Origin of the sequence: Rhodovulum sp. FJ3 (genome assembly GCF_032918305.1) — a bacterium.
Classification (GTDB): domain Bacteria; phylum Pseudomonadota; class Alphaproteobacteria; order Rhodobacterales; family Rhodobacteraceae; genus SAT37.
Map to the genome: position 1 here is coordinate 1 of NZ_JAWJUU010000008.1, position 25,688 is coordinate 25,688.

The window sequence follows — 25,688 nt, forward strand, 5'->3', positions numbered from 1 at the left end:
GTCCCGCACGCAATGTTCGTCGGGGACCCGCCGATGTACTTCTCAAAGGACCCCATATCCTCCAAGCGCCCTCCAACCTGTGACCCATATAAATCAACCGATGAACGCCCAATCGTAATCAAATCAAGTGTGGTCATGCGTCGTGTCCTATCGAAATTGGGGTGCCGTTCGAGGTGGCCATGGCGTGGATTACGGTTTCGATATCCAAGCCATGGGCGAAGTCGGGGGCCGCTTTGGGGCCGCCCGCGATGGCGCAGAGCAGATCACGCGCCTCAACCACCTTTTGTTCGTTAAAGCCAAAGTTATGTCCGGGTGCGGGGCAGAACGCGGTGAAATCCGGCTGCGCGGGACCGGTCAGATGGCGGGTGAATCCGTCCGTGCCGCGTTTGTGTATCCAGAGTTCGTTCATGTTTTCCTGATCGAACACCATGCTGCCGTCGGTGCCGTGGATTTCCCATTGCAGGCGGCACTTGCGGCCCGATGCCACGCGCGATGTGGCGAACACGCCCTGCGCGCCGCTGGCAAAGCTCAGCAGGGCATAGGCGGTGTCCTCATTTTCGACTGCCATCGGGCCCTTGGGCGATTGGCGCGTGGGGATCGCGATCTGCGTCTGGCCGATCACACGGGTGACCGGCCCCATCAGGGCAAGCATCTGTCCCACCAAGTGACAGCCCAGATCGCCAAGCGCGCCCAGACCACCGCCTTGGTGGGTCATCCGCCAACTCCATGGGAGATCGGGGTCGGCAGAGTAATCTTCGTCATAGACCCCGCGAAAGGACATCGGCGTGCCGATCTCACCGGCCGCGATCAGGGCGCGGGCGGCTTGGAACGCGGGGCTGCGCAGGTAGTTATACCCAAGGATCGTGACCTGATCGGGATGCGCGGCGGCAAGGTCCGCCATGGCGCGCGCATCGTCCAGTGTCAGGGCCATGGGTTTTTCCAACCAGACGTGCTTGCCCGCCGCCAATGCGGCCTCGGCCATGGGGCGGTGCATGTCGTTCGGGGTCGTGATCGACACGACATCAACGGACGGATCGGCAATGGTTGCGCGCCAATCGGTGGCCGCCCGTGCAAAGCCCCAATCGCGGGCCAGTTGCGCGGCACGGTCCGCGTCGGCATCGCATAGGATTGACAGGGTGGGTCGCGCACCGCCGAACACGGTGGTCACATTGTTCCACGCCATCGCGTGGCATTTGCCCATAAAGCCGGTCCCGATCAGGGCCACGCCAAGGGGCGTCCGAGGCATAGGATGCGTCATAGGATCAACCGGAAAATCAGGTGGGGACGGGCGCGAACGCCCGCCCAAAGGGGTTACACGGTGCCGCCAAGCGACCCTTCGAGCGTGGCCAGTTCCTGCCCGCCTGCCATGAGGTCTTGGAGTTCGGCCGAGGTGATGTCGCCCTTGACCGCCGTGCCAAGGGTCTGACCACGGTTCAAAACGGTGAACCGGTCCCCCACGGCCATCGCGTGGCGCACGTTGTGCGAGATGAAAACCACGCCGACGCCTTGTTCGCGCACCTTGGCGATGGTCGACAGGACGTTCGATGTCTGGCGCACCCCAAGGGCCGAGGTCGGTTCGTCAAGGATCAGAACCTTGGCCCCGAAATAGACCGCGCGGGCAATGGCGACCGTTTGGCGTTCACCGCCAGACAGGGTGCCAACCGCCTGATCCGGTGCGCGCAGGTTGATCCCCATGTTGCGCATTTCGGACATGGTGATTTCATTCGCACGCTCGACATCAAGGCGTTTGAACAGACCTTTACCCTTGGTCGGTTCGCGCCCCATGAAAAAGTTGCGCGTGACCGACATCAGCGGGATCATCGCCAGATCCTGAAACACGGTGGCGATACCGGCCTCCATCGCGTCGCGGGGACTGTCAAAGGACAGGGGTTTGCCCTCGAACTGGATTTCGCCGCTTGTGGGTTTGTGCACGCCGGACATCGTCTTGATGAAGGTCGATTTCCCTGCGCCGTTGTCGCCCAGCAAACAGTGGCATTCACCGGGCCGTACATCGAAGGTCACACCGTTCAACGCGATCACGTTGCCAAAGTGTTTCTTGATGTTTTCCATATGGATAATGGGATCGGACATTAGCGCTCTCCCGTGACACGTTTGCGGATGACGTTGTTAAAGACGACCGCCAGCAACAGCATCCCGCCAAGGAAAATCTGGAACCAGTCCTGATCGAAATCGGTGTAGGTGAGGCCGATGGTGACCATGCCAAAGATGATCGCGCCAAAGAACGCGCCGATCGCGGAGCCGTATCCACCGGTCAACAGGCATCCCCCGATAACGGCGGTGATGATTGCCTCAAATTCCTTCATGAACCCGCGACGGGCGTCCGTGGAACCGGCGTCAATCACGGTGATGATCGCGACCAACGCAGCGGCCATGGCGGTGACCATAAACAGGCTGACCTTGACCTTTTTGACGGGCACGCCCGAGTTCTGGGCGGCGTTGCTGTCGCCGCCGGTTGCGAAAATCCAGTTCCCGACCGGTGTGCGCAGCAGGATATAGGTCGCCACAAGGGCCATCGCGATGAACCACAGGATTTCGACCGGCACGCCAGGCACCTTGGGGGCGCCGGATTTGAATGTCTCGATCAGGCCCGCACTGGCCAGCCACGCGAACAGGCCCTCAAACGCCTCGCCCGAAAAGAACGCGGTCAGCGGATCGCCCTCAACCGCGTCACGCACGCCGCGCAACTGGGTCGAGCCGCCGGTAAAAAGCTTGAGCCCCACCAAAGACGCGCCGCGCAGAATGAACAGACCGGCCAGCGTCACGATAAAGGACGGCAGGCCCGTGCGGATCACGATCAACCCATTGCCCGCGCCAATCGCGGCGGCAAAGGCCAGCGTCAGGGGGATCGCCAAAATCAACGGCAGACCCATGTTCACGGACAGGACGCCAAACACCATGCCCGCAAAGGCCACCATGGACCCGATGGACAGATCAAACTCGCCCCCGATCATCAGCATCGCCGCAGCGATCCCCAAGATGCCCAACTGGGCCGCGGGGGTCATAAAGTTCATGATGCCGGACAGGGTGAACATCGCCTCATCGGCGGTAATCAGAAAGAACAGCGTGACCAGAATAACGCCGCCAATGGCGCCAAGTTCGGGTCGTTTCATCAGTTTCGTAAGAAAGGATTCTGACTTTATCCGCTCGTCTGCGGATGCGATGGCATCGCTCGCCATGGGGGAACCTCCGGAATGTGCCGGACCGCGCGGTGTCGCACGGTCCGGCGGATGTTATTAGCGGATACCTTGCGCCGACAGGTCGATGACCTGAGCAGCCGCATCTTGGGTCACAAGGTTCGGGCCGGACGGCACATCACCACCGGGAACCAGACCGTATTCCGCGTTCAGCGCCAAAAAGGCGACGGGCAGATAGCCTTGCAGGTATTGCTGTTGGTCGATCGCGAAGGCGGCTTTGCCGTCTGCAACCGCCTGCAGGAAGCCCGCCGACAGGTCGAACGAGGCAACCAGAACGTCGTCACGGCCCAGAGCCGTCACAGCCGCCACAGCAGGCTCACCCACCAGAGACGCGCCGAGGCCCAGAACCGTGTCGACATCGGGATCGGATTCCAGTGCCGCGCGGACCTTGGATTCAACCTCGGTCGGGTCGTTCTGGGTCGGGATCACGGTGACCTCTTGGCCGAAACCGTCTGCGAACCCTTCACAGCGCAGGTCCAGCGAGACGTTGCCGACCTCTTGGTTCACACAGATCCCCTTGGAGCCGCCCATTTCCGCCAGTTTCGCACCAGCCGCCTTGCCCGCATCGTATTCCGACTGACCAACGTGCAGCAGCGCACCCAGTTCACCGGCAACGTCCGAGCCCGAGTTCATCGAGATGACGGGAATGCCAGCGGCCACAGCGCGTTCGATCGACGGGCCAAGCGCATCCGCATCGGGGATCGACACGACAAGGCCGTCGGGCTCTTGGTTCACGGCGGCGTCGATCAGCTGGCTCATCGCGACCATGTCAAAGGTCTCGGGCGAGCGGAAATCGACGTTTGCGCCGGTGTGCTCGGCCGCTTTTTCAACGCCGTTTTTGACGACCGACCAGAAGGGGTCGTTGGCCTGCCCGTGGGCGACGACGATGATGTCGGCGGCCATGGCCGGAGCGGCAGCAGCCAGTACAGCGGCCGTAGCGACAGAAGTGAAAAGTTTGTTCATTGGTTCAGTACCTCCCAATTTCGATGATGCGACGACGAATGTCATCGCGCCTGAACTCTGGCCCCTTGGCAATTCAACTTTGGGAACAAAGCCGGAAGCGTCCCCCCTCCTTAAAGGTGACGCGCCCTATGGTGTCGGGTCAGTAGTCGATTTCGACAACCTGACCGGATTTGGCGGACTGGGTCGCGGCCTCGGCCATCGCGAGGGCGGCAATCCCGTCTTCCAATGTGACCGGCATATCCGTGCCATCCAGCGCGGCGGCGACAAAGGCCTCCCACTCGGTGGCATATGCGGGCATGTAGCGTTCCAAGAAGAAATACGTCGGTTTAGCCGACGACACGCCAGCGACGGTCGATTTCACGACCGTGTTTTCCAGCATGTTTTGCGCCTGTAACAGGCCCTCGGAACCCAGCAGTTCGACGCGCTGATCGTATCCATAGACCGCGCGGCGGCTGTTCTTGATGACGGCGATTTTGCCGTCGGCATAGGTCATCGTGACAACGGCGGTGTCGACGTCACCGGCGGCCCCGATTTCGGGATCGACGATGGAACTGCCCACCGCGCGGATCGTGACAGGACGTTCGCCCATCAGGAAATTCGCCATGTCGAAATCGTGGATCATCATGTCACGGAACAGGCCACCCGACACTTTGATGTAGGACACGGGCGGCGGTGCCGGATCGAACGAGGTCAGGGCAAGCAGTTCGGATTTACCGATCTCGCCGCGCAGGCTGGCCTCTTTCAGGGCGCTAAAGTTCGGATCAAACCGGCGGTTGAACCCGATCATGACGGGACGACCGGTGTCCGATGCGGCGGCAAGACAGGCCTTGGCGCGCTCTAGCGACAGATCGACGGGCTTTTCGCACAACACGGCCTTACCGGCGGCGGTGGCGGCCTCAATCAGGTCGGAATGGGTGTCAGTCGAGGTGGCGATCAGAACCGCGTCAATCGCGGGATCGTTCAGGATTGCCTCGGACGTGCGGGCCTCGGCGCCATAGTCTCCGGCCAGTTTTTCGGCGGCTTGTTCGTAGACATCCGACACGGCCACCAAGGTCGATCGCGCATTCCCCGCGATGTTAACGGCGTGCACCTGACCAATGCGGCCCGCGCCGAGTAACCCAACTTTCAGCATGTATTCCTCCCGAATCTGCCACGTCAATTTGTCGCGGCTGACGATAGGGATACGGATTTTGCACGCGCGTGCAAGAAAAAATTGCACGCGCGTGCAAAGTGGCATAGCGTGACATTTGCCCGAGGAGGGGCAGGGAGGAATACGCAAAGGTCTGGGATTTTCCGGAACGGCGTCGTACACCCGTTTAGTAGCCAAGAGGACTGGTGTGTGAGCGCGTCTGACCTACAAGCAAACATTACGGCGGATGATGTGGCCGTGCTGGCGGGGGTGTCCCGCTGGACGGTGAATCGCGCGTTCAAGAACAACGCCTCGATTTCGCCTGCGACGCGGGAAAAGGTGATGAAGGCGGCGCAGACGCTGGGCTATGTGCCCGATCTGCGCGCGGCGGCCTTGGCGTCGGACCGGTCCAATCTGGTGGCGTTGCTGGTCGATGATTTTAACAACCCGCACAAGCTGGTGATGCTGGAACGCCTGACCCGCGCCTTGCGTACGCGGGGATGGGATACGTTGTTGGTGAACACGCTGGACCGTGAGGATGCGGGGCCTGCGTTGATGAATGCGTCCCAGCGCCGCGTCGATGCGACGATCCTGATCGGCATCCAGTTCGATGACGAGGTTCTGGCCGCCGCCCACAGTGCGCGCCGGTTCAAAAAGCTGATCATCTTTGCGCGCACGTCCCAGAACCCCGACACGATTTCGATCGCCGTGGATGATGTGGCGGCCACCCGTGAAATCGCGCAGTACGTCATGCGGCGCGGGTATAAACGGCCCCTTTATCTGGCGGGTCCACGCACGGTGTCGGCGCATCTGTCGCGCAAGGAAACCTTTGTCGCGTTGTGGAAGGAACACACGGGATTCACTCCCGATGACGTCAGTGTCGCGGCCTATGATCCGAACCTTGCGACCGAGATTATCGATACGACTCTGCGTCCGATGGCGACGGAGGACCGTCCCGATATCGTTGTGTGCGAGAACGACGCGCTGGCCATTGGTGCGATTGATTGCATCAAGCACCGGTTCGGCCTGAAGGTGCCGCAGGACATTGCGGTCATCGGGTTTGATGATGTGCCCCAAGCGGCCAGTGCGAATTACCGTCTGACCACATACCGCCAACCGATTTCGGCGATGGCCGAGTATCTGGTGGATGTGCTGGAAAATTCCGGCACCGAGGACATGGACAAGATGTTCCTCGGGAAAATGGTGATCCGCGATAGCGCCTAGTGCGCGCCCGTGTAGGCCGCGATTTCGTTCTCAAGGCTGGTCAGCACCCGCGCCTCGGCGTGTTCGCCGTCACTGTCGGACGGGTTCAGCGCATAGTGTAGGTACAGCCCGTCGATCAGACCGCTGATTCGTTTCGCCACGTCAGGGGCCGCGTCGTCCCCGACCAGTTGGCGCAGGGCATAGACCAGATTGGAATGCAGGCGACGATGATACACGCGCAAGAGCCGCCCCGCCTCGGGCGAGGTCAGGGCCAGCACATAGAAATTCAGCCACGCCGCAATCACGTCCTGACGAAAGTTGGCCGGGGTAAAGCTGCTGCGGATGATGCCGGTGACGCGGTCTTTGGGGGTCTGGGCCGCACGCAGGGCACCGCGCACCTCGGCGCCGTAAACCGCCAGAATATAACGCATAGACGCCAGAAAGAGTTGTTCTTTGTCTCCAAAGTAGTGAAACGCCAACGCCGAGGAGACACCGGCCCGTTTGGCGATCTTGCTGACCGTGACGTTCAGCGATCCGGTCTCGCCGATCTCGTGTATGGTCGCCTCGACCAATTGTGCACGTCTTTTCGGCTCAACACTCATCACTCGGCCCTCTTCAACAGTTTTTGGTTGCAATTACAGTTTTGACCGTGACTAATTGACTCGTCAATCAACAAATAATGGGCATTATGTCCCACAGGGAGCACACATGAAATTCGTATCGACCGTTTCCGCGCTGGCATTGATGACGTCCGGCGCATTTGCCGCCAGCTGTGACACCGTCGTGATGTCGGATGTCGGTTGGACTGATATCACCACCACGACCAGCACGGCCAAGCACGTGCTTGAGGGTCTGGGTTACGATGTTGACGTAAAGGTCCTGTCTGTACCAGTGACTTTTGCATCGCTGGAGAGCGACGATGTCGACATCTTCCTTGGTAACTGGATGCCTGCACAGGCCGGTGCCATCGGCCCCTATCTGGACAGCGGTGAGATCGAGGCGATCAACGTCAACCTCGAAGGCACAAAATACACGCTGGCCGTGCCGACCTACACCTATGAGGCCGGTCTGAAGACCTATGCCGACATCGCCAACTTCCGTGAGGAACTGGACGAGAAGATTTACGGCATCGAACCCGGCAACGAAGGCAACGCCTATCTGGTTGAACTGGCCGAAAACAACACCCACGGTCTGGCCGGTTTCGAGGTCGTAGAGAGCTCGGAGCAGGGCATGCTGGCCCAAGTGGCACGCGCCTATGACGACCAAGAGCACGTTGTGTTCCTTGGCTGGGAACCGCACCCGATGAACGCAAACTTCTCGCTGAAATACCTGACGGGTGGTGAGGACTTCTTTGGTGGCGAAGGTGTCGTGCACACAGTGACGCGCAAAGGTTTCGTCGGCGAATGCCCGAACCTTGGCACGCTGTTTGGCAACATGGATTTCACCCTTGAGATGGAAAACCTGATCATGGGCCAGATCCTTGACGATGGTGAAGACGCCGATGACGCAACCATGGCGTGGCTCAAGGCCAACCCCGAGGTTCTGGACACGTGGTTGGCGGGTGTGACCACGCTGGACGGCGGCGACGCCATCGCAGCGGTCAAAGCGCACATCGGTCTGTAAGGACAAAACACAACGGGCCCCGCAACGCGGGGTCCGTTTTCTATTGGGGCAAGGGAAGATTAGTTTGGACTGGTTGACGGATAGCAAAATTCCCGTCGGCAAGACGGCCAAGGCCGTTTTTGACTGGGTCAGGGATAATTTCGACGGCGCGCTGGACGTGCTGGCCGATGTAATGGAAATGCTGATCGACGGGATTTTGTGGGTGCTGCAAGAACCCAACCCGTTGATTGTGATTTTGGGATTTGTGGCCCTGACGTGGGCGATTCAGCGCAGTTGGAAAACCTGCCTGTTCGTGTTCCTCGGGTTCTTGTTCATCCTGAATCAGGATTATTGGGAGGAGGCGACCGAGAGCCTGACGCTGGTTCTATCGTCCTGTGTGGTCTGTATGGCCATCGGGGTGCCAATCGGGATCGCGGCGGCGCACCGGCCGAAACTCTATACCTATATGCGGCCGGTTCTGGATTTGATGCAGACGCTGCCGACCTTTGTTTATCTGATCCCCGCGATTGTCTTCTTTGGCATCGGCATGGTGCCGGGCCTGATTGCGACGGTGATCTTTGTTCTGCCTGCGCCGATCCGCCTGACCTATCTGGGGGTGTCGTCGACGCCGACCGCACTGCTTGAGGCCGCGCGCGCGTTCGGAGCAACCCCGCGTCAGACGTTGCTGAAGGTCGAATTGCCCTATGCCGTGCCGCAGATCATGGCCGGTTTGAACCAGACGATCATGCTGTCGCTGTCGATGGTGGTTGTGGCCGCGCTGGTCGGGGCGGATGGTCTGGGTGTGCCGGTTGTGCGCGCGCTGAACCAAGTGAACACCGCCTTGGGCTTTGAGTCCGGTTTCGTGATTGTGGTCGTGGCCATCGTGCTTGACCGGATGCTCAGCATGGGAGGGCGCAAGTAATGGCCGATGCTGTTCAAATCGATAACGTCTCGATCGTGTTCGGGGATGCGCCGCAAAAGGCGCTGCCGTTGATGGATGCGGGACAGGAACGCGCGGAAATCCAGACCGACACGGGTCAGGTTCTGGGCGTGCACAATTGTAACCTGACCGTGGGTGAGGGCGAAATCCTTGTCCTGATGGGCCTGTCCGGTTCGGGGAAATCGACCCTGTTGCGGGCGGTGAACGGGTTGAACCCCGTGGTGCGCGGCGCGGTGCGGGTGAATGAAGGCGGGCAGATGGTCGATGTGACCAATGCCGACGCCCAGACCCTGCGCCGTATTCGCCTGAACCAAGTCGCGATGGTGTTTCAGCAATTCGGCCTGTTGCCGTGGCGCACGGTGCAGGAAAACGTCGGGCTGGGGTTGGAGCTGGGCGGGATGCCCAAGGCTGAGCGCGCCGAACGTGTCCGCAATCAGTTGGACCTTGTGGGTCTGTCGGATTGGGCCGAGCGTAAGGTCGGCGAACTGTCCGGCGGTATGCAACAGCGTGTGGGCCTTGCCCGTGCCTTTGCGACCGAGGCCCCGATCCTGTTGATGGACGAGCCGTTCTCGGCGCTGGACCCTCTGATCCGGTCGAAACTGCAGGACGAACTGCTAGAGCTACAACAAAAGCTGAAACGCACGATCATCTTTGTCAGCCATGACCTTGATGAGGCGTTCAAGCTGGGCAACCGCATCGCCATCATGGAAGGCGGGCGGATCGTGCAATGCGGCACTCCGCAAGACATCTTCTCCAACCCCGTCAATGAATACGTGGCGGACTTTGTGGCGCATATGAACCCGCTGGGCGTTCTGACCGCGCGCGATGTGATGGAAGATGTCGATGGCATGCCGACCCAAACCGTGAATGCCACGGATACGGTGGAACAGGTCATGCGCGCCATTACCGATCAGGATGCCCCGTTCGCCGTGATGGAGGATGGTCAGGTGATCGGTCAGGTCTCGCGCGCCAGTGTGCTGCGCGGTTTGCTTGATCCGCGCAAGGTGGATTCCTAACCGCATTTGCGCCTTGGCTCTGGTATACCATGGCCAAGCCTTGTACATAGGGCGTCGCTTGAGGCGGCGCCCTTTTTCGCGCCCCCATGCACCAACGGATGATTAAGCAAGGGAGGCGCGATATGCCCGCCTATCGTTCTAGGACGTCGACCCACGGACGCAACATGGCAGGGGCCCGTGGCCTGTGGCGCGCGACCGGCATGCAGGATGACGATTTCGGCAAGCCGATCATCGCCATCGTCAACTCCTTTACCCAATTCGTGCCTGGTCACGTGCACCTCAAGGATCTGGGCCAGATGGTCGCCCGTGAGGTTGAGGCCGCAGGCGGTGTTGCCAAGGAATTCAACACCATCGCCGTGGATGACGGGATCGCAATGGGGCACGACGGGATGCTCTATTCGCTGCCTTCGCGCGAAGTGATCGCCGATAGCGTCGAATACATGGTGAACGCCCACTGTGCCGACGCGATGGTCTGTATCTCGAACTGTGACAAGATCACCCCCGGTATGCTGATGGCCGCAATGCGCCTGAACATTCCGGCGATTTTCGTGTCCGGTGGCCCGATGGAGGCCGGCAAGATCGACATCGCCGATCTGGACATGAAAAAGATCGACCTTGTCGACGCAATGGTTGCCGCCGCAAGCGAGACCTTTACCGATGAACAGGTTCAGCACATCGAGGAAAACGCCTGTCCGACCTGTGGCTCGTGCTCGGGGATGTTCACCGCGAACTCGATGAACTGTCTGGCCGAGGCGCTGGGCCTTGCCCTGCCGGGGAACGGCTCGACCCTTGCAACCCACGCGGACCGCAAGCACCTGTTCCTTGAGGCCGGTCGTAAGATCGTCGACATCACCAAGCGCCATTATCAGGGCGAGGAAAAGGGCCTGTTGCCGCGCGAGATCGCGACGTTCGACGCGTTTGAAAACGCGATGAGCCTCGATATCGCCATGGGCGGGTCCACCAACACGGTTCTGCACCTCTTGGCCATCGCCAACGAGGGTGAAGTCGATTTCACCATGGACGATATCGACCGTCTGTCGCGCAAGGTGCCCTGCCTGTGTAAGGTCGCGCCGAACATCCACAACGTCCACATGGAAGACGTCCACCGCGCCGGTGGTATCTTCTCGATTTTGGGGGAGCTGTCGCGCGCAGGTCTGTTGAACAACGACTGTGCCACCGTACATTCCAACACCATTGGTGAGGCCATCGGCCATTGGGACATCAAGGTCGCCAACAACCCCGAGGCCGAACAGTTGTTCAAGGCCGCACCGGGTGGTGTGCGCACAACGCAGGCCTTCAGCACCGAGAACCGGTACAAGGAACTGGACACCGACCGTGAAAACGGCGTGATCCGGTCCAAAGAGTACGCGTTCAGCCAAGACGGCGGTCTGGCCGTTCTGTTCGGCAACATCGCCGAAGAGGGCTGTATCGTGAAAACGGCGGGGGTTGATGCCTCGATCCTGACCTTTACCGGCACGGCCCATGTCTGTGAGAGCCAAGACGCCGCCGTCAGTGACATCCTGACCGGCAAGGTCAAAGAGGGCGACGTGGTCGTGATCCGCTATGAGGGTCCGCGCGGTGGTCCGGGGATGCAGGAAATGCTGTATCCGACCAGCTATCTGAAATCCAAAGGTCTGGGTAAGGCCTGTGCGCTGTTGACCGATGGTCGGTTCTCGGGCGGCACCTCGGGTCTGTCGATCGGTCACGTCTCGCCCGAAGCGGCCGAGGGCGGCACGATCGGTCTGGTCAAAGATGGCGACAAGATCGAAATCGACATCCCCAACCGGAAAATCCATCTGGCCGTGGATGACGCCGAACTGGCCGCACGTCGCGCCGCGCAAGAGGCCGCAGGCTGGAAACCCGCCGAGCCGCGCAAGCGTAAGGTCTCGACGGCCCTGCGTGCCTATGCGGCCCTGACGACCAGTGCCGCCAAGGGTGCTGTGCGCAAGCTGTGATTTAGGTCCTGATCTGGATCTTGGGGCGTGCCGGTTTCGGCGCGCCCTTTTCGTTTGGCCTAACCGCGCCCGATATCCTGTTTCGCGACGGCCACGGATTTCAGCACGGCAAACAGGGTCTGCCCCGCGCGGATGTTCAACGTCTTGGCCGACCGTCCCGTGATGCGCGCCAGAATGCGGTCCGGCCCGACCTGCAACTGCACCATCGCACCCGGCCCGTCGCCATCGCGCAGGGACACGACCGTCGCGGGCAGGACGTTCAGCGCGGAGATGTCGTTGGGTTGCTGTAGGGACAGCATCACGTCGCGCGCCTCGACCCGCACGCGTACGGTGCTGTCCACAGGGGCCATGATCCGCGGCAACCACAGCTGTCCGCCGCCCACCGCCAATTCGGTCAGCCCGTCATCATGATGCGCCACCACCCGTCCGCGCAGCATGGCGCCCGCGTCCTGCACCCCGAATGTGGCGACCGCGTCGGGGTCGGACAGGATGTCCTCGGCGGCGCCCGCGCGCACCACACGTCCGTGTTCCAATGCGACCACCGACGTTGCCAGTCGCCCGATCTCGGTTATGGAATGGCTGACGTACAGGATCGGCAAATCAGCCTCATCCCGCAGCCGTTCTAGATAGGGCAGGATGTCGTCCTTGCGCGCCTGATCTAGCGCGGCCAGAGGTTCGTCCATCAGCAACATCTCGGGCCCCGACATCAACGCCCGCCCGATCGCGACGCGCTGTTTCTCGCCGCCCGATAGATCGGTGGGACGGCGGTCCAACAGATGCGCGATCCCCAACATCTCAACCACCTGATCGCCGGACACTCGGGATTTGCGGAACCGCGCGCCGTATTTCAGGTTCTGCGCGACACTCAGATGCGGGAAAAGGCGCGCGTCCTGAAACACATAGCCAAGGCCGCGTTTATGAACAGGCACATTGGTGCGGGTGGGGCTGTCGAACAATGTTCGCCCGTTCATCTCAATCCGGCCACGGTCGGGGCGAAACACGCCGGCAAGCGCGTTGATCACCGTCGTCTTGCCCGCGCCAGACCGACCGAACAGCGCGGTCAAACCGCCCTCGGTCTGGAATTGCACGTCCAGATCAAACCCGTCAAAGCGGTGGTGGATATCGACGCTCAGGCTCATGTCCCGCGCACCCGTTTGGCGATGCGATGGGCAAGGATTTCGGACGCGATCAGCGCGACCATGGAAATCGCCAGCGACACCAGAACAAGGCGCAGCGCGCGTGCCTCGCCCCCCGGCACCTGAAGGAAACCATAGATCGTGGATGGGATCGTGCGGGTCTCGCCCGGAATGCTGGATACGAATGTAATCGTCGCGCCGAACTCGCCCATCGCCTTGGCAAATGCCATGATCGCGCCGCCCAAGATGCCCGGCAGGATCAGGGGCAGGGTCACGGTCAGAAACACCCAGATCGGTGGCGCGCCCAAGGTGCGCGCGGCCTGTTCCAGTTTCGGATCGACCACCTCAATCGCCAGACGGATGGCGCGCACCATCAACGGAAACGCCATCACACCAGCGGCCAGCGCCGCGCCGGTCCAACGGAATGCGAACACAACGCCGAACAGATCCTCAAACAGCGCGCCAATCGGTCCCTGACGTCCAAACCCCAGCAACAGGATATAGCCCGTCACAACCGGCGGCAGGACCAAGGGCAGATGCACCAGACCGTTCAGAACCTGACGTCCGACGAACCGCCCGCGTGCCAGCGCATAGGCCACGGCCACGCCAAACGGCAGGCTACAGGCCACCGCCCACAGCGCCACCCACAGCGACAGTCGCACCGCGTTCCATTCTTCGGGGGTCAGCCAATCCATCATGGGGCCGACAATACCGTAAATCCGTGTGTTTCAAAGATGATTTGGCCCGCAGGGCCGGACAGAAAGTCCAGAAACGCGGCGGCCAATTCCGTGTTCCCACCGTTGATCGCCGCACCGGGATAGGTGATGGGCGGGTGGCTGTCCTCTGGAAAGGTTGCGGCGATGCGGGTGTCCGGCGCGGCGCGGGCGTCGGTCTCATAGACCACGCCCAACGGTGCCTCGCCCCGCGCCACAAGGGTCAGGGCCGCGCGTACATTATCGGTCTGGGCGACGCGCGTCGCGATCCCGTCCCAAAGGCCAAGGTGATCAAGGGCCGCGCGTCCGTAAATCCCCGCAGGCACCGCATCGACAAACCCCATCGCCAGCCGCCCATCGGGACCCAATGCGTGATCCAACCCCTCGGGCGTCAGGGGCACGTCGCCCCCCGCACCATGGGCGATCAGGACCAGCCGGTTCGCCCATAAATCGCGGCGTGTTTCCGGCGCGATCAGACCCGCGTCACCGACCGCATCCATCCATGTGACATTGGCCGACAGGAACACGTCCGCCGGTGCGCCTTGGATGATCTGGCGGGCCATGGTGGAACTGCCCGCAAGGTTCAATCGCGCAACATGGTCGGTTTGATCGGCCCATAGATCCGCGGCCTCGGCCAAGGCATCGCCAAGGCTGGCCGCCGCGAAAACGGTAATCGTTTCGGCCCGCGCGCCCAACGTCGTGGCGGCGATCAAAGCTATGCTGCACAGAAATCGGATCATCGCGTACCTGCCTCACCTGTGGCCGGTATCGTGCGAAGGGTGCGCGCCACATGCAAGGGCATTTGCGCACGACCTTGGTCGCGCCCGCCGGTCGAAACAGGCGGGCGCGGGGGGATTATTTGTGGCCGGACATGCCGCCCGACATTTCTTCGGTCGATTCTGCGGCCAGTTCTTGGGGCAGGATCAGGTTCAAAACGATCGCGATGAACGCGGCCGGCAGGATGCCCGAGGTCGCCAGCACCTTCAGCGTACCGGGCAGGTATTGCAGCGCGCCGGGTTCAAGTTGCAGCCCAAGGCCAAGCGACAGAGAGATCGCAAAGATCACCATGTTGCGGCGGTTCCACGGCACATCCGACAGCATCGAGATACCGGCGGACACGACCATGCCGAACATCACGATGACGCCGCCGCCCAGAACCTCAATCGGGACGGTCGAGATGATCGCGCCGATCTTGGGGATCAGGCCACAGATGATCAGGAAGATCGCGCCAAAGGTCACGACGTGGCGGCTCATAACGCCGGTCATGGCGATCAGGCCGACGTTCTGGCTGAACGAGGTGTTGGGCAGTGCGCCGAACAGACCCGACACAGCGGTGCCCAGACCATCGGCAAAGGTCGCACCTTGGATTTCGGTGTCGGTCGCCTCACGGCCCGCGCCACCCTTGGTGATGCCCGACACGTCGCCCACGGTTTCAACCGCCGACACGAACGACATCAGGCAAAAGCCGACAATCGCGGCCACGCTGAATTCCAGCCCAAAGTGCAGGGGGTTCGGCAGGGCGATCGTCGCCGCACGGCCCACGTTGCCAAAGTTGACCATGCCCATCATGAACGCCACGATGTAACCGGCGATCAGGCCCAACAGGACGGCCGAGACCGAAAGCATGCCGCGCGCAAAGAATTTCAGCGCAAGGGTCACAACGATCACAACGCCCGCCACGGTCCAGTTTTGCAGGCTACCGTATTCCTCGGTTCCGATGGCCGGAACACCACCGGCGGCGTACTGGATGCCGACCTTGACCAGTGCCAAGCCGATCATCGTCACAACCAGACCCGTCACCAACGGCGGCAGGGCAAAGCGCAGTTTGCCGATGAACAGACCCAAGATCGCATGGAACAGACCGCCCACAAGGATACCGCCCATCAAAACGGCCATCGCATCGACGCCCTTACCGGCGACCAGTGGGATCATGATCGGGATGAACGCAAACGACGTGCCCTGTACCACGGGCAAACGTGCGCCTACGGGGCCGACGCCGATGGTTTGGATCAACGTCGCGACGCCCGCAAAGAACATGGACATCTGGATCATATAGATCATCTGCGGAAAATCGGGCGAGTTTGAGCCGAACCCGAAACCCGCCGCGCCACAGACGATAATCGCCGGTGTCACGTTGGACACGAACATCGCCAGAATGTGCTGAATGCCAAGGGGAACGGCCTTGGCCAAGGGTGGGGTATAATTCGGATCGCGCAGCTGCGCGGCTGTCCCTAGTGAACTGTCAGTCATCTTTGGCTCCCTGTGAGCTGTTACAATGTCCCGGTTTTGGCCCGGGTTTTGGTTTTATGCGGGGTGTTCGACGCGATAGGGGGCGTCGAACCAATGTTCCTGTAGGTTGTCGCCCGGTCCGATCCGGTCAACGACGGCAAACCGGCCAGGCGCGTGCAGAGGCGTCAGAACCCCGTGCCACGTGTTCCGCGCGAAATTGATCGCGGTGCCCGGTGTCGTTTCGAACGCCAATGGCGTGCCGGGGGTGCCGTTCTGATCGGGCGCGACGATCACCAGGAACGGATGTTCGGACAGCGGAATGAACGCTTGTGATCCCAGCGGGTGACGTTCCACCATATCGAGGCTTAGGGGCAACACCCGTGGTTCGGCGTCAAACAGGCTGATCCCCGCGCGGCCATCGGGGCCAAAGTCCAGCCCCGCGCGGTCGTGATAGCGTCCGCACAGGCCTTGGTTGATGATCTTGTCCGGTGCCCCGTCAAAGTCCAACACATCGCCGAACGGTGCAAACGCGGCGCGGGTCAGGGGGGCGATATGGATGATGCGGGTGCTCATAGGGTCAGGGACGGATGACGGTTGACGTCTTTGTAGAGGAGATAGCGGAACGGCTCGGCCCCCGCCGCGTAACAGGCCTGTGGGCAAAAGGCGCGCAGCCACATGAAATCGCCGGGCTCGACCTCAACCCAATCTTGGTTCAACAGATAATTCCCGCGGCCCTGCAGGACATAGAGGCCATGTTCCATCACATGGGTTTCGGCGAACGGGATGATGCCACCCGGTTGGAAGGTGACGATGGTCACATGCATGTCGTGGCGCAGATCGTTCGTGTCCACAAACCGCGATGTGGCCCATGCCCCGTTGGTGTCGGGCATCGCATCGGGGGGGACATCGTCGTCATGGGTCACGAAGGCCTCGGGCGCATCCAGACCGGGGACGGGTTCATAGCGCTTGCGAATCCAATGAAAGGTCAGCGCCTCGGCGTTCGCATTGTGCAACGCCCAATCGGTTGCTGGCGGGATATAGACATAGCTACCGGGGCGGAGGGCATAGTCGGTGCCGTTCAGCGTCAGGGTCCCGTTGCCGCCGACGACGAACAACACGCATTCGGCGCCCGCGTCGGGTTCGGGATTTGTCGCGCCACCGTTCTGGGCCACTTCGACGATATACTGTGCAAAGGTTTCGGCGAAACCCGACAGGGGCCGCGCGATGATCCACGCGCGGGTGTTGTTCCAGCCGGGCAGGAGGCTGGTGACGATATCGCTCATCGTGCTGGCGGGGATGAACGCATAGGCATCGGTGAACACCGCACGGTCACGGGCGCGGGTGGTTTGCGGCAACAGCCCACCGGGCGGCAGGGCATAGGTGCGGGTCTGGGTCATAGCATGTCCTCAAGGCGCAGGCGCGCGATGCGTTCCACCTGTTTGCAGGCGGTTGTGAATTCGGTGTCACGGTCGTTTTGCAGGCGCGCCTCGAAGGCGGCCATGATGCCCGCCTTGTCGTGGTCGCGCACCGCGATGATAAAGGGAAAGCCGAACTTGTCCGTGTAGGCCGTGTTCAGGCGGGTAAAGGTCGCGCGTTCCTCATCTGTCAGGTGGTCCAGACCGGCGCTGGCCTGTTCGGCGGTGCTCTCGGCGGTCAGGGCCTTGGCCGCGGCAAGCTTGCCCGCCAGATCGGGGTGGGCGCAGAGCACGCCAAGACGTTCCTCGGCGCTGGCGCTGCGGAACATGCGGCAGAGGGCGGAATGCACACCCACCGCACTGTCATGCGCGGGGCCCAGTTCCAGATCATGCGCACGTTCGGCGATCCACGGGGAATGTTCGAACACACCGCCGAACTTGGCGACAAAGGTGTCGCGGTCCATCTGGCTGGGCCGGTCGATGCGCGCAGGCGGATGGGTGGCCGCCCAGTGGTGCGCGATGTCGATGCGGCGCGGGGTCCAGACCCCGTCGAAACCGGCGATATAGTCGATGAATTTCTTCAGCCCCGCCAATTTCCCGGGACGTCCGATCAGACGACAGTGCAAACCGATGCTCATCATCTTTGGCGCGCCTGCGCTGCCTTCGGCATAGAGTACGTCAAAGGCGTCTTTCAGGTACTGATAGAACTGTTCGCCCGTGATGTACCCCGGCGCAGTGGCAAAGCGCATATCGTTGGCCTCAAGCGTGTAGGGGATGATCAACTGATCCCGATCGCCGTATTCGGCCCAATAGGGCAGATCGTCGTCATAGGTGTCCGAAATGTAGTCGAACCCGCCCTCTTCGGCGACCAGACGGACGGTGTTTTCGCTGCACCGGCCAGTGTACCAGCCGCGCGGGCGTTCGCCGACGACCTCGGTGTGCAGGCGGATCGCCTCGGCAATCGCGGCGCGCTCTTCCTCGGGTGGCATGTCCTTGTGTTCGACCCAGCGCAGGCCGTGACTTGCAATCTCCCAATCGGCGTCGATCATCGCCTGAACCTGCTCGGGGCTGCGGGCAAGGGCGGTTGCAACGCCGTAAATCGTGACCGGAATACTTGCGCCCGTGAACAGGCGGTGCAGACGCCAGAACCCCGCGCGCGCCCCGTATTCATAGATCGATTCCATGTTCCAATGCCGTTGACCGGGCCATTGGGCCGCACCGGCGATATCGGACAAAAACGCCTCGGATGCGGCATCGCCGTGCAGGACACAGTTCTCGCCGCCTTCTTCGTAGTTCAGCACAAATTGCACGGCCACTTTGGCGTCGTTGGGCCATTTCGGATCGGGGGCATTGGCCCCGTAACCGGCCATATTGCGCGGGTATCTGTTCACGCGATGCTCCTATTTTTCGCTGTGCCCAGAATAGGACAGCGGAAACAGGCCCGCTTTCAAGAAAAACTTGAAACTCTTTCAGGTGGCCCCCAGTGTCATTTCAGGCCGCTTCGCCCCAAAGTGTGGGTGCGAATTTTAGGCGTTCAGCAAAGGATTTAGGCATGTCGCAAACCCAAGGATACCTGACCACGCATGTTCTGGACACGGCGCGGGGGATTCCGGCCCAAGGGATCGCGATCACCCTGTTTCGCATCACGGATGGCGGTCGCGAACAGATTGCCACGACCGTGACCAATGCCGACGGGCGCACGGATGCGCCGATCCTGCCGGTAGATGCGTTCGCGACGGGCACGTATGAATTGGTCTTTGCCTGTGGCGATTACCTGCGGGCGACGGGGCAGGCGGGGGATGATCCCCTGTTTCTGGATCAGATCCCGTTGCGGTTCGGGATGTCCGATCCGGACGCGCATTACCACGTGCCCCTGTTGCTGTCGCCCTATGGCTATTCGACCTATCGCGGCAGCTAAGCATCCGGCAAATGCGCCAGACAGGCCGCCAGTTCCTGTTTGCAGCGCGCGATCATGAAATCGACGAACAGGCGCACCTTGGGGTCCTTGAACCGGCGCGACGGGTAGAGACAGGCCAGTTGCGTCGACACGGGCGGTGATCCCTTGGCCACCACGACCAGATCCCCGCGCGCAATGTAATGGGCGACCTCGAACAGGGGTTTCATGATGATCCCCCGACCGGCCAGCGCCCATGCGGTCAACACATCCCCGTCGTCGGATTCCAGTGGGCCGTGCACCTCAAACCTGTGAACGCCGTCGGGCGTCTGTAGGGGCCAGCGGAACTCCGTCGCCCCCGGAAAGCGCAGGTTCAAACAATCATGACCGCCCGTGACCAATTCCCGCCCGTCCGCCGGTGCGCCCCGCCGCGCGATATAGTCCGGCGCGGCGCATAGGACGCGCTGACACTCGGCGATGCTCTGGATTTTAAGGTCGCTGTCGGCCAGCGGCCCAAGGTGGAACGCCACATCCAACCCCTCGGCCATGATGTCGATCACGCGGTCCGACATCCGCAGTCGCACGTCCACATCGGGATAGGCGTCCTTGAATGACGGCACATGGGGTGCGATGAAGCGCCGCCCGACCCCAAGGGGCGCGGCGACAAACACCGTGCCGCGTGGCGCGGATTGATCTTGGGCGACTTCGGCCTCGGCCTCGGCGATGGTTTCAAGGATGCGCTGGGCACCCTTATAGAACAACTGTCCCGCCTCGGTCGGGCGCAGGGTGCGGGTGGTGCGGTTGAACAGACGCACGCCCAGATGCTTTTCCAACTCGCCAATCCGCGCCGAGGCCACCGCCGCCGAGGTGCGTTGATCGCGCGCCGCGGCGCTCATGCTGCCCAATTCATAGACACGGACAAACATTTTGACGTTGTTGATATAGGCCATGGGCGTTCGGATTTGGTTGAAACAGTTTTCGGTTTTACAAGAATTAACAAGCACGGCGCATCGGGTATAGCGTTGTCTTATGCCAAATGAGGGATGTGATGCTGGAACTTGTGGTTCTTGAGGAATGGGCGCGCCTTGCGGTGCGGTGGTTGCATGTGACGACGGCGATTGCGTGGATCGGGTCGTCTTTCTATTTCATCGCGCTGGATCTTGGCCTGCGCCGTGATCGCGCGTTGGCAAGTGGTGCCGACGGTGAGGAATGGCAGGTCCACGGTGGCGGCTTTTATCACATCCAGAAATACCTCGTCGCGCCCGCGTCCCTGCCCGAACACCTGACGTGGTTCAAATGGGAGAGCTACGCGACGTGGCTGTCCGGTTTTGCGATGCTGGTTCTGGTCTATTACCTTGGGGCGGATTTGTATCTGGTGGACCCAAGCGTTCTGGACCTGCCGATCTGGGCCGCGATCCTGATTTCGCTAGGGTCGCTGTCGATTGGGTGGCTGATCTATGACGCCCTGTGCAAATCCCCACTCGGGAACAACAACACGCGGTTGATGGTGCTGCTCTATATCGTGTTGGTCGCAATGGCGTGGGGCTATACCCAAGTGTTCTCGGGGCGGGCGGCATTGCTGCATCTCGGGGCGTTCACGGCGACGATCATGTCGGCGAACGTGTTCCTGATCATCATCCCGAACCAAAAGGTCGTTGTGGCCGACCTGCGCGCGGGCCGCTCACCTGATCCGAAATACGGCAAAATTGCCAAGCAACGATCCACGCATAACAACTATCTTACCCTGCCGGTGCTGTTCCTGATGCTCAGCAACCACTATCCGCTGGCCTTTGCGTCCGATTACAACTGGCTGATCGCCAGCCTTGTGTTCCTGATGGGCGTCACCATCCGGCACTATTTCAACACGCACCACGCCCGCAAAGGGAACCCGCGTTGGACATGGGCGGCCACGGCGGCGATTTTCGCGGTGATTGTGGTTCTGTCCCTGCTGCCTCTCTATTCCGACGATGACTATGCCGAAGAGGCCGCCCTCTCCGGTGCGGCCCAGAAATTCGCCGCGTCCGAGCATTTTGAGGACGTCTATTACATCGTCGCGGGCCGGTGTTCGATGTGTCATGGCCAGTATCCGGGATGGGACGGGATTGTCACTGCGCCGCGCGGCGTGTTGCTTGAGACCGAGGCCGATATCGCCCGCCATGCACGCCAGATTTTCCTACAAGCGGGTGCCACCCACGCCATGCCCCCCGCCAACGTCAGCTATATGGAACAGGCCGAGCGCGACCTGATCGTGGCGTGGTATAAGGATGGTCTGACCCGCTAAACAAACATGATCTCGATCAAAGTGCCCTCACGTCAAATCCTGTATCAGCGATAGAGATTTGACGAAAAATCACAGAGGGACAGGATCATGCGCCTGACAACGCGGACCAATATTGCCATGCGCGCATTGATGTATTGCGCCGTAAATCAGGACCAGATCGTCCGAAAATCCGACATCGCAACCGCCTGCAACACGTCAGAAAATCACATGGCGCAGGTGATCAACGCCCTCAGTCACGCGGGGTTCCTGTCCACGGCGCGCGGGCGCAATGGCGGTGTGATGCTGGGCGCGCCTGCGGAAACGATTTCGGTCGGCAAGGTGTTTCGCACGCTTGAGGCCGGTGTGCCTTTTGCCGAATGTTTCAGTCAGGACAAGAACACCTGCCCTCTTGCCGATTGCTGTCGGCTTAAGGGTGTTTTGTGCGAGGCCCTGAATGCCTTCTACAGCGCGCTGGATAAGGTTACGCTGGCCGATCTGACGGAAAACAACTGTATGTTGGAAACCACGCTGGCAACCACGGAACGCCTTTCCCTCACGATCCCTACGGCCTAAGCTCTCCCCTGAGAGACAGGGGATTTATACGTATGCACGACACGGATGGCACCGATTGGCCCGCCTTTTTGCGGGGGCTGTTTGATGTGGCTGTGGCGGCCGCCGACCCGATGTGCTGTGTTCCCGATGCCCTGCCCGAACGACCCGAAGGGCGTGTTTTCGTGGTGGGAGCGGGTAAGGCCTCCGCGCGCATGGCCGAGGCGGTCGAACAGGTCTGGCCCGATGTGCCTGGATACGTCATCACACGCTATGGATATGAGCGCCCTACCAAGTCCATCGAGATCGTGTCCGCCGCGCATCCCGTGCCCGACGCCGCCGGTCGCGACGCCACGCGCGAGATGCTGAGCCGGCTACAGGATTATGGCGAGGGCGATCTGGTCATCGCCCTGATCTCGGGCGGTGGCTCGGCCCTGATGATCGATCCGGCGGGTGATATCACGCTTGAGGAAAAGCAGGCCGTCAACGCCGCCCTTTTGGCCAGTGGCGCGCCCATCACCCAGATGAACACGGTGCGCAAACACCTCAGCCGCGTGAAGGGCGGCCAACTTGCCGCCGCCGTCCACCCCGCACGCCTGATCACGCTGATGATCTCGGATATTCCCGGCGACGATCCGGCCTTTATCGCCTCTGGCCCGACCGTGGGCGACGACACAACGCCAGGTGACGCGCTGGCCATCGCGGATCGCTGGGGGATCGACCTGCCCCTATCTGTGCGTGCGGTCCTTGGCGGCTCGACCGGTGTCGTTCCCACCTCAGACCCGCGCCTCACCGGATGCGAAAACATCATCGTCGCCGCTCCGTCGCAATCCCTTGCCGCCGCCGCAGAGGCCGCCACCGGTTGCACGACCGACATCCTCGGTGACGCGCTGGAGGGCGAGGCGCGCGATCTCGCCCAAACCCACGCGGATGCCGCGCGTGATATCGCCAAAAAACTCACCGCCACGGACAAACCTCACCTTCTGCTCTCGGGCGGCGAATGCACGGTGACCCGCCGTGGTGACGGCATTGGTGGCCCGAACGCCGAATATGCGCTGGCCCTTGCTGTCGCCCTCGACGGCCATCCCCAAATCTACGCCATCGCCTGTGACACGGACGGCGTCGACGGCGCGGCCGAGGTCGCGGGTGCCACAATCGGCCCCGAAACCCTCGCGCGCGCCACGGCACTAAACCTCGATGCACAGGACTATCTGTCCCGCAACGATGCTCATACGTTTTTCGAAAAAATCGACCGCCAGATCGTCCCTGGCCCAACTCTGACCAATGTCAACGATTTCCGCGCAATCCTGATCCTGCCGCCCGACGCGCCCTGATCTTCAGCTTGGCCCAAATACTCGCGCCGCAGGCTCGGCCTTGGCACCGCCAAGGCCGACACCCCGTGTTTAGTCCGTCACAACCTCGCCGGTGATCGGGTTCTTGCCCAGAATAATCATCCCCAGCAGATCGTCGTCGGTCACATCGGCAATGTTCACCACCCCGACCAGCTTGCCGTTCTTCATCACGGCGGCTCGGTCGCACAGCTTCATCACCTGATGCACATCGTGATCGATCAGGAAAATGCCCAAGCCCTCGGCCTTGAGCTGCTGGATCAGATCGGCCACCATCTGGGTCTCGTGTGGACCCAATGCGGCGGTCGGCTCATCCATGATCAAGATCTTGGCGTTGAAATAGACGGCGCGGGCAATGGCCACCGACTGACGCTGACCGCCCGATAGGGACGAGACCGGCGCGGCAAAATTCTTAAAGTTCGGGTTCAAACGCGCCATGATCTTGCGCGTCTCGGCTTCCATCGCGTCATCATCCACGAACCCCGATCCGGTAACCAATTCACGTCCCAGAAACAGGTTGCTGGCCGCGTCAAGGTTATCGGCAAGTGCCAGCGTCTGATAGATCGTCTCGATATTGTGGGCGCGCGCATCGCGGGGATTGTGGATTTCCACCTTCTCCCCGTTGATCCGGATCTCACCGCTGTCAGGACGATAGGCACCGGACAGCATCTTGATCAGGGTCGATTTACCCGCACCGTTGTGGCCCAGCAGGCCCACAACCTCCCCCGGGTTCAGGTCCACGGAGACGTTGTTCACCGCATGGTTCCCGCCAAAGCGGATGTTCATGTCGCGCATTTCGACCAGAGGTGTCTGTGTCATAGTTCTGCTCCCTTTGCGCAATTAGCTGCCGGTGCGGCGGCGATAGATGATGTCGACATAGACGGCAAAGACCAGAACGACCCCCACCACGATGGATTGTAGAGGCGCATCCACGCCCACCATCGCCATGCCCGATTGCAGCGACTGCATGATCAATGCGCCCAGAACCGCGCCATAGATCGTGCCAACCCCACCCGACAGGGCGGTGCCCCCGATGACGGCGGCGGCGATTACGCGCAGCTCATCCAGCGTACCCAGATCGTTCGCGGCCGAGCCCAGACGTGCCGATGCGATCACGGCCCCCAGACCAACCAGCGCGCCCATCAGGGCAAAGACCTTGACCGTCAACAGGCGGGTGTTGATCCCCGACAGTTCCGCCGCATCAGGGTTGCCGCCCGTGGCAAAGATATAGCGACCCAGACGGGTGCGGCGTGCCAGAACCGTCATCGCAACGGTCACGCCCAGAACAATCAGAACCGAAATCGGCAGGCCATAGCCAAGGGTCAGGCCCTCTGGCATGGTTTCGCCACGCATCTCGAACATCCGTTCCACACGGCGGGTCGGAATTTCATAGGCATTCAGCACGCCAACAAAGCCAAGGATCGTGCCGACATAGATGCCGGATAGGGCGACCTCGGCCCACATGGGCTTGGTGCGGAACCCGTGCGCGATCTTGCGGGCACGCGACCGGAACACCAACAGAACCGCCGCAGCACTCGCCAGACCGCCGACGACCCAGCTCCAGAAGACACCAAGGGTGCCGCCGGCGCCGCCCAGCATTTTGAACGTCTCATCAAGGGGCGCAACGGTTTGGCCTTCGGTGACCCACCACGCGGCCCCGCGCCATGCCAGCAACCCGCCCAGCGTCACGATAAACGCGGGGATCATCTGGTATCCGACCAGCCAGCCCTGAAGCGCACCGATCAGCGCCCCCATGATCAGACCCGCCGCAACGGTGATGATCCACGTCATCGAATGGCCATAGCCCAGAACCTCGGGCAGGACTTGCGCCTGCAAGAGGCCCATGCTCATCCCGATAAACCCGAGGAGCGAGCCAACCGACAGGTCGATATGGCGGGTGACGATGATGAACACCATGCCCGTGGCCATCACGGCCACCGACGCGGTCTGCACTGTCAGGTTAAACAGGTTGCGGGGCGTGATGTACAACCCGCCCGTGAACAGGTCGAACACCAGCCAGATCACGCCAAGTGCGGCGATCATACCGATCAGTCGCAGATCGATCTCTAGCGTTTCTACAATAGACCTTAGCCGACGCATCGACACGCCCCCTTTGTTAT

General features: G+C 61.4%; 25 protein-coding genes. 9 read left to right on the plus strand and 16 right to left on the minus strand.

Translation table 11 applies throughout. The features are described from left to right. Positions 1 to 133: 133 nt before the first annotated feature. The 5 genes from R1W00_RS16505 to iolG form a co-directional block, all read right to left on the minus strand. Positions 134 to 1,246, minus strand: coding sequence for a Gfo/Idh/MocA family oxidoreductase (locus R1W00_RS16505; protein WP_317263870.1), 1,113 nt, complete (start codon positions 1,244 to 1,246; stop codon positions 134 to 136). Positions 1,247 to 1,311: 65 nt separating this feature from the next. After that, entirely contained in the window at positions 1,312 to 2,091 is a 780-nt protein-coding gene (locus R1W00_RS16510) for an ATP-binding cassette domain-containing protein (RefSeq protein ID WP_317263871.1), read from the minus strand. Next, positions 2,091 to 3,131 carry an ABC transporter permease gene (locus tag R1W00_RS16515; protein WP_410901570.1) on the minus strand — a complete coding sequence of 347 codons (1,041 nt, stop codon included), beginning with the start codon at positions 3,129 to 3,131 and terminating at the stop codon, positions 2,091 to 2,093. The genes R1W00_RS16510 and R1W00_RS16515 overlap by 1 nt, the downstream gene beginning before the upstream one ends. A 123-nt stretch (positions 3,132 to 3,254) precedes the next feature. Continuing rightward, positions 3,255 to 4,178, minus strand: a complete 924-nt coding sequence (locus R1W00_RS16520; RefSeq protein ID WP_317263873.1) for a sugar ABC transporter substrate-binding protein — start codon at positions 4,176 to 4,178, stop codon at positions 3,255 to 3,257. A gap of 139 nt (positions 4,179 to 4,317) precedes the next feature. After that, entirely contained in the window at positions 4,318 to 5,310 is a 993-nt protein-coding gene (gene iolG / locus R1W00_RS16525; protein WP_317263874.1) for an inositol 2-dehydrogenase, read from the minus strand. A 207-nt stretch (positions 5,311 to 5,517) separates the two neighbouring features. Between iolG and R1W00_RS16530 the strand changes: the two genes are divergently transcribed. Then, complete coding sequence (locus R1W00_RS16530; protein ID WP_317263875.1) at positions 5,518 to 6,531, plus strand: LacI family DNA-binding transcriptional regulator; 1,014 nt, start codon at positions 5,518 to 5,520, stop codon at positions 6,529 to 6,531. On the opposite strand, the gene betI is transcribed toward R1W00_RS16530, so the two are convergent. Continuing rightward, positions 6,528 to 7,112, minus strand: coding sequence for a choline-responsive transcriptional repressor BetI (gene betI, locus R1W00_RS16535; RefSeq protein ID WP_317263876.1), 585 nt, complete (start codon positions 7,110 to 7,112; stop codon positions 6,528 to 6,530). The genes R1W00_RS16530 and betI overlap by 4 nt on opposite strands. Before the next feature lie 106 nt (positions 7,113 to 7,218). On the opposite strand from betI, the gene choX reads away from it, so the two are divergent. The 4 genes from choX to ilvD all read left to right on the plus strand — a co-directional run bounded on the left by choX (position 7,219) and on the right by ilvD (position 12,023). Further along, positions 7,219 to 8,133, plus strand: a complete 915-nt coding sequence (choX, locus tag R1W00_RS16540) for a choline ABC transporter substrate-binding protein (protein ID WP_317263877.1) — start codon at positions 7,219 to 7,221, stop codon at positions 8,131 to 8,133. Between the two features lie 64 nt (positions 8,134 to 8,197). Beyond that, positions 8,198 to 9,034 carry a choline ABC transporter permease subunit gene (gene choW, locus R1W00_RS16545; protein WP_317263878.1) on the plus strand — a complete coding sequence of 279 codons (837 nt, stop codon included), beginning with the start codon at positions 8,198 to 8,200 and terminating at the stop codon, positions 9,032 to 9,034. Beyond that, positions 9,034 to 10,068 carry a choline ABC transporter ATP-binding protein gene (gene choV, locus R1W00_RS16550; RefSeq protein ID WP_317263879.1) on the plus strand — a complete coding sequence of 345 codons (1,035 nt, stop codon included), beginning with the start codon at positions 9,034 to 9,036 and terminating at the stop codon, positions 10,066 to 10,068. The genes choW and choV overlap by 1 nt, the downstream gene beginning before the upstream one ends. Positions 10,069 to 10,190: 122 nt before the next feature. Further along, positions 10,191 to 12,023, plus strand: a complete 1,833-nt coding sequence (ilvD, locus tag R1W00_RS16555) for a dihydroxy-acid dehydratase (RefSeq protein WP_317263880.1) — start codon at positions 10,191 to 10,193, stop codon at positions 12,021 to 12,023. Between the two features lie 59 nt (positions 12,024 to 12,082). On the opposite strand, the gene modC is transcribed toward ilvD, so the two are convergent. From modC to puuE, 7 genes are all read right to left on the minus strand, one after another. After that, positions 12,083 to 13,162 (minus strand): molybdenum ABC transporter ATP-binding protein, encoded by a 1,080-nt coding sequence (gene modC, locus R1W00_RS16560; protein ID WP_317263881.1) that lies wholly within the window; start codon positions 13,160 to 13,162, stop codon positions 12,083 to 12,085. After that, the gene (gene modB / locus R1W00_RS16565; protein WP_317263882.1) at positions 13,159 to 13,857 is read right to left on the minus strand and encodes a molybdate ABC transporter permease subunit; all 699 of its coding nucleotides are present in this window, start codon (positions 13,855 to 13,857) and stop codon (positions 13,159 to 13,161) included. Before modB ends, modC begins: the two co-directional genes overlap by 4 nt. After that, on the minus strand, positions 13,854 to 14,612 hold the full coding sequence (gene modA / locus R1W00_RS16570) for a molybdate ABC transporter substrate-binding protein (RefSeq protein WP_317263883.1): 759 nt from the start codon (positions 14,610 to 14,612) through the stop codon (positions 13,854 to 13,856). The genes modB and modA overlap by 4 nt, the downstream gene beginning before the upstream one ends. A 115-nt stretch (positions 14,613 to 14,727) precedes the next feature. Continuing rightward, positions 14,728 to 16,122 carry a nucleobase:cation symporter-2 family protein gene (locus R1W00_RS16575; RefSeq protein ID WP_317263884.1) on the minus strand — a complete coding sequence of 465 codons (1,395 nt, stop codon included), beginning with the start codon at positions 16,120 to 16,122 and terminating at the stop codon, positions 14,728 to 14,730. A gap of 54 nt (positions 16,123 to 16,176) precedes the next feature. Next, positions 16,177 to 16,674: an ureidoglycolate lyase gene (locus R1W00_RS16580; RefSeq protein WP_317263885.1), complete on the minus strand. Its 498-nt coding sequence runs from the start codon at positions 16,672 to 16,674 to the stop codon at positions 16,177 to 16,179. Continuing rightward, positions 16,671 to 17,498, minus strand: coding sequence for a bifunctional allantoicase/(S)-ureidoglycine aminohydrolase (locus tag R1W00_RS16585; protein WP_317263886.1), 828 nt, complete (start codon positions 17,496 to 17,498; stop codon positions 16,671 to 16,673). Before R1W00_RS16585 ends, R1W00_RS16580 begins: the two co-directional genes overlap by 4 nt. After that, entirely contained in the window at positions 17,495 to 18,907 is a 1,413-nt protein-coding gene (puuE, locus tag R1W00_RS16590) for an allantoinase PuuE (RefSeq protein WP_317263887.1), read from the minus strand. Before puuE ends, R1W00_RS16585 begins: the two co-directional genes overlap by 4 nt. 161 nt (positions 18,908 to 19,068) lie before the next feature. On the opposite strand from puuE, the gene uraH reads away from it, so the two are divergent. Continuing rightward, positions 19,069 to 19,434, plus strand: a complete 366-nt coding sequence (uraH, locus tag R1W00_RS16595) for a hydroxyisourate hydrolase (protein WP_317263888.1) — start codon at positions 19,069 to 19,071, stop codon at positions 19,432 to 19,434. Here the strand turns inward: uraH and R1W00_RS16600 are convergent. Next, positions 19,431 to 20,360, minus strand: coding sequence for a LysR family transcriptional regulator (locus R1W00_RS16600; protein ID WP_317263889.1), 930 nt, complete (start codon positions 20,358 to 20,360; stop codon positions 19,431 to 19,433). The genes uraH and R1W00_RS16600 overlap by 4 nt on opposite strands. A gap of 98 nt (positions 20,361 to 20,458) precedes the next feature. On the opposite strand from R1W00_RS16600, the gene R1W00_RS16605 reads away from it, so the two are divergent. The 3 genes from R1W00_RS16605 (at position 20,459) to R1W00_RS16615 (ending at position 23,553) form a co-directional block, all read left to right on the plus strand. Further along, positions 20,459 to 21,691, plus strand: coding sequence for a urate hydroxylase PuuD (locus R1W00_RS16605; protein ID WP_317263890.1), 1,233 nt, complete (start codon positions 20,459 to 20,461; stop codon positions 21,689 to 21,691). Between the two features lie 87 nt (positions 21,692 to 21,778). After that, positions 21,779 to 22,243 carry an Rrf2 family transcriptional regulator gene (locus tag R1W00_RS16610; protein ID WP_317263891.1) on the plus strand — a complete coding sequence of 155 codons (465 nt, stop codon included), beginning with the start codon at positions 21,779 to 21,781 and terminating at the stop codon, positions 22,241 to 22,243. 32 nt (positions 22,244 to 22,275) lie between these two features. After that, positions 22,276 to 23,553 carry a glycerate kinase gene (locus R1W00_RS16615; protein ID WP_317263892.1) on the plus strand — a complete coding sequence of 426 codons (1,278 nt, stop codon included), beginning with the start codon at positions 22,276 to 22,278 and terminating at the stop codon, positions 23,551 to 23,553. A 69-nt stretch (positions 23,554 to 23,622) separates the two neighbouring features. Here the strand turns inward: R1W00_RS16615 and R1W00_RS16620 are convergent, their stop codons facing one another. Continuing rightward, complete coding sequence (locus R1W00_RS16620; RefSeq protein WP_317263893.1) at positions 23,623 to 24,387, minus strand: ATP-binding cassette domain-containing protein; 765 nt, start codon at positions 24,385 to 24,387, stop codon at positions 23,623 to 23,625. A 21-nt stretch (positions 24,388 to 24,408) separates the two neighbouring features. Further along, on the minus strand, positions 24,409 to 25,668 hold the full coding sequence (locus tag R1W00_RS16625) for a sugar ABC transporter permease (protein ID WP_317263894.1): 1,260 nt from the start codon (positions 25,666 to 25,668) through the stop codon (positions 24,409 to 24,411). Positions 25,669 to 25,688: the final 20 nt, after the last annotated feature.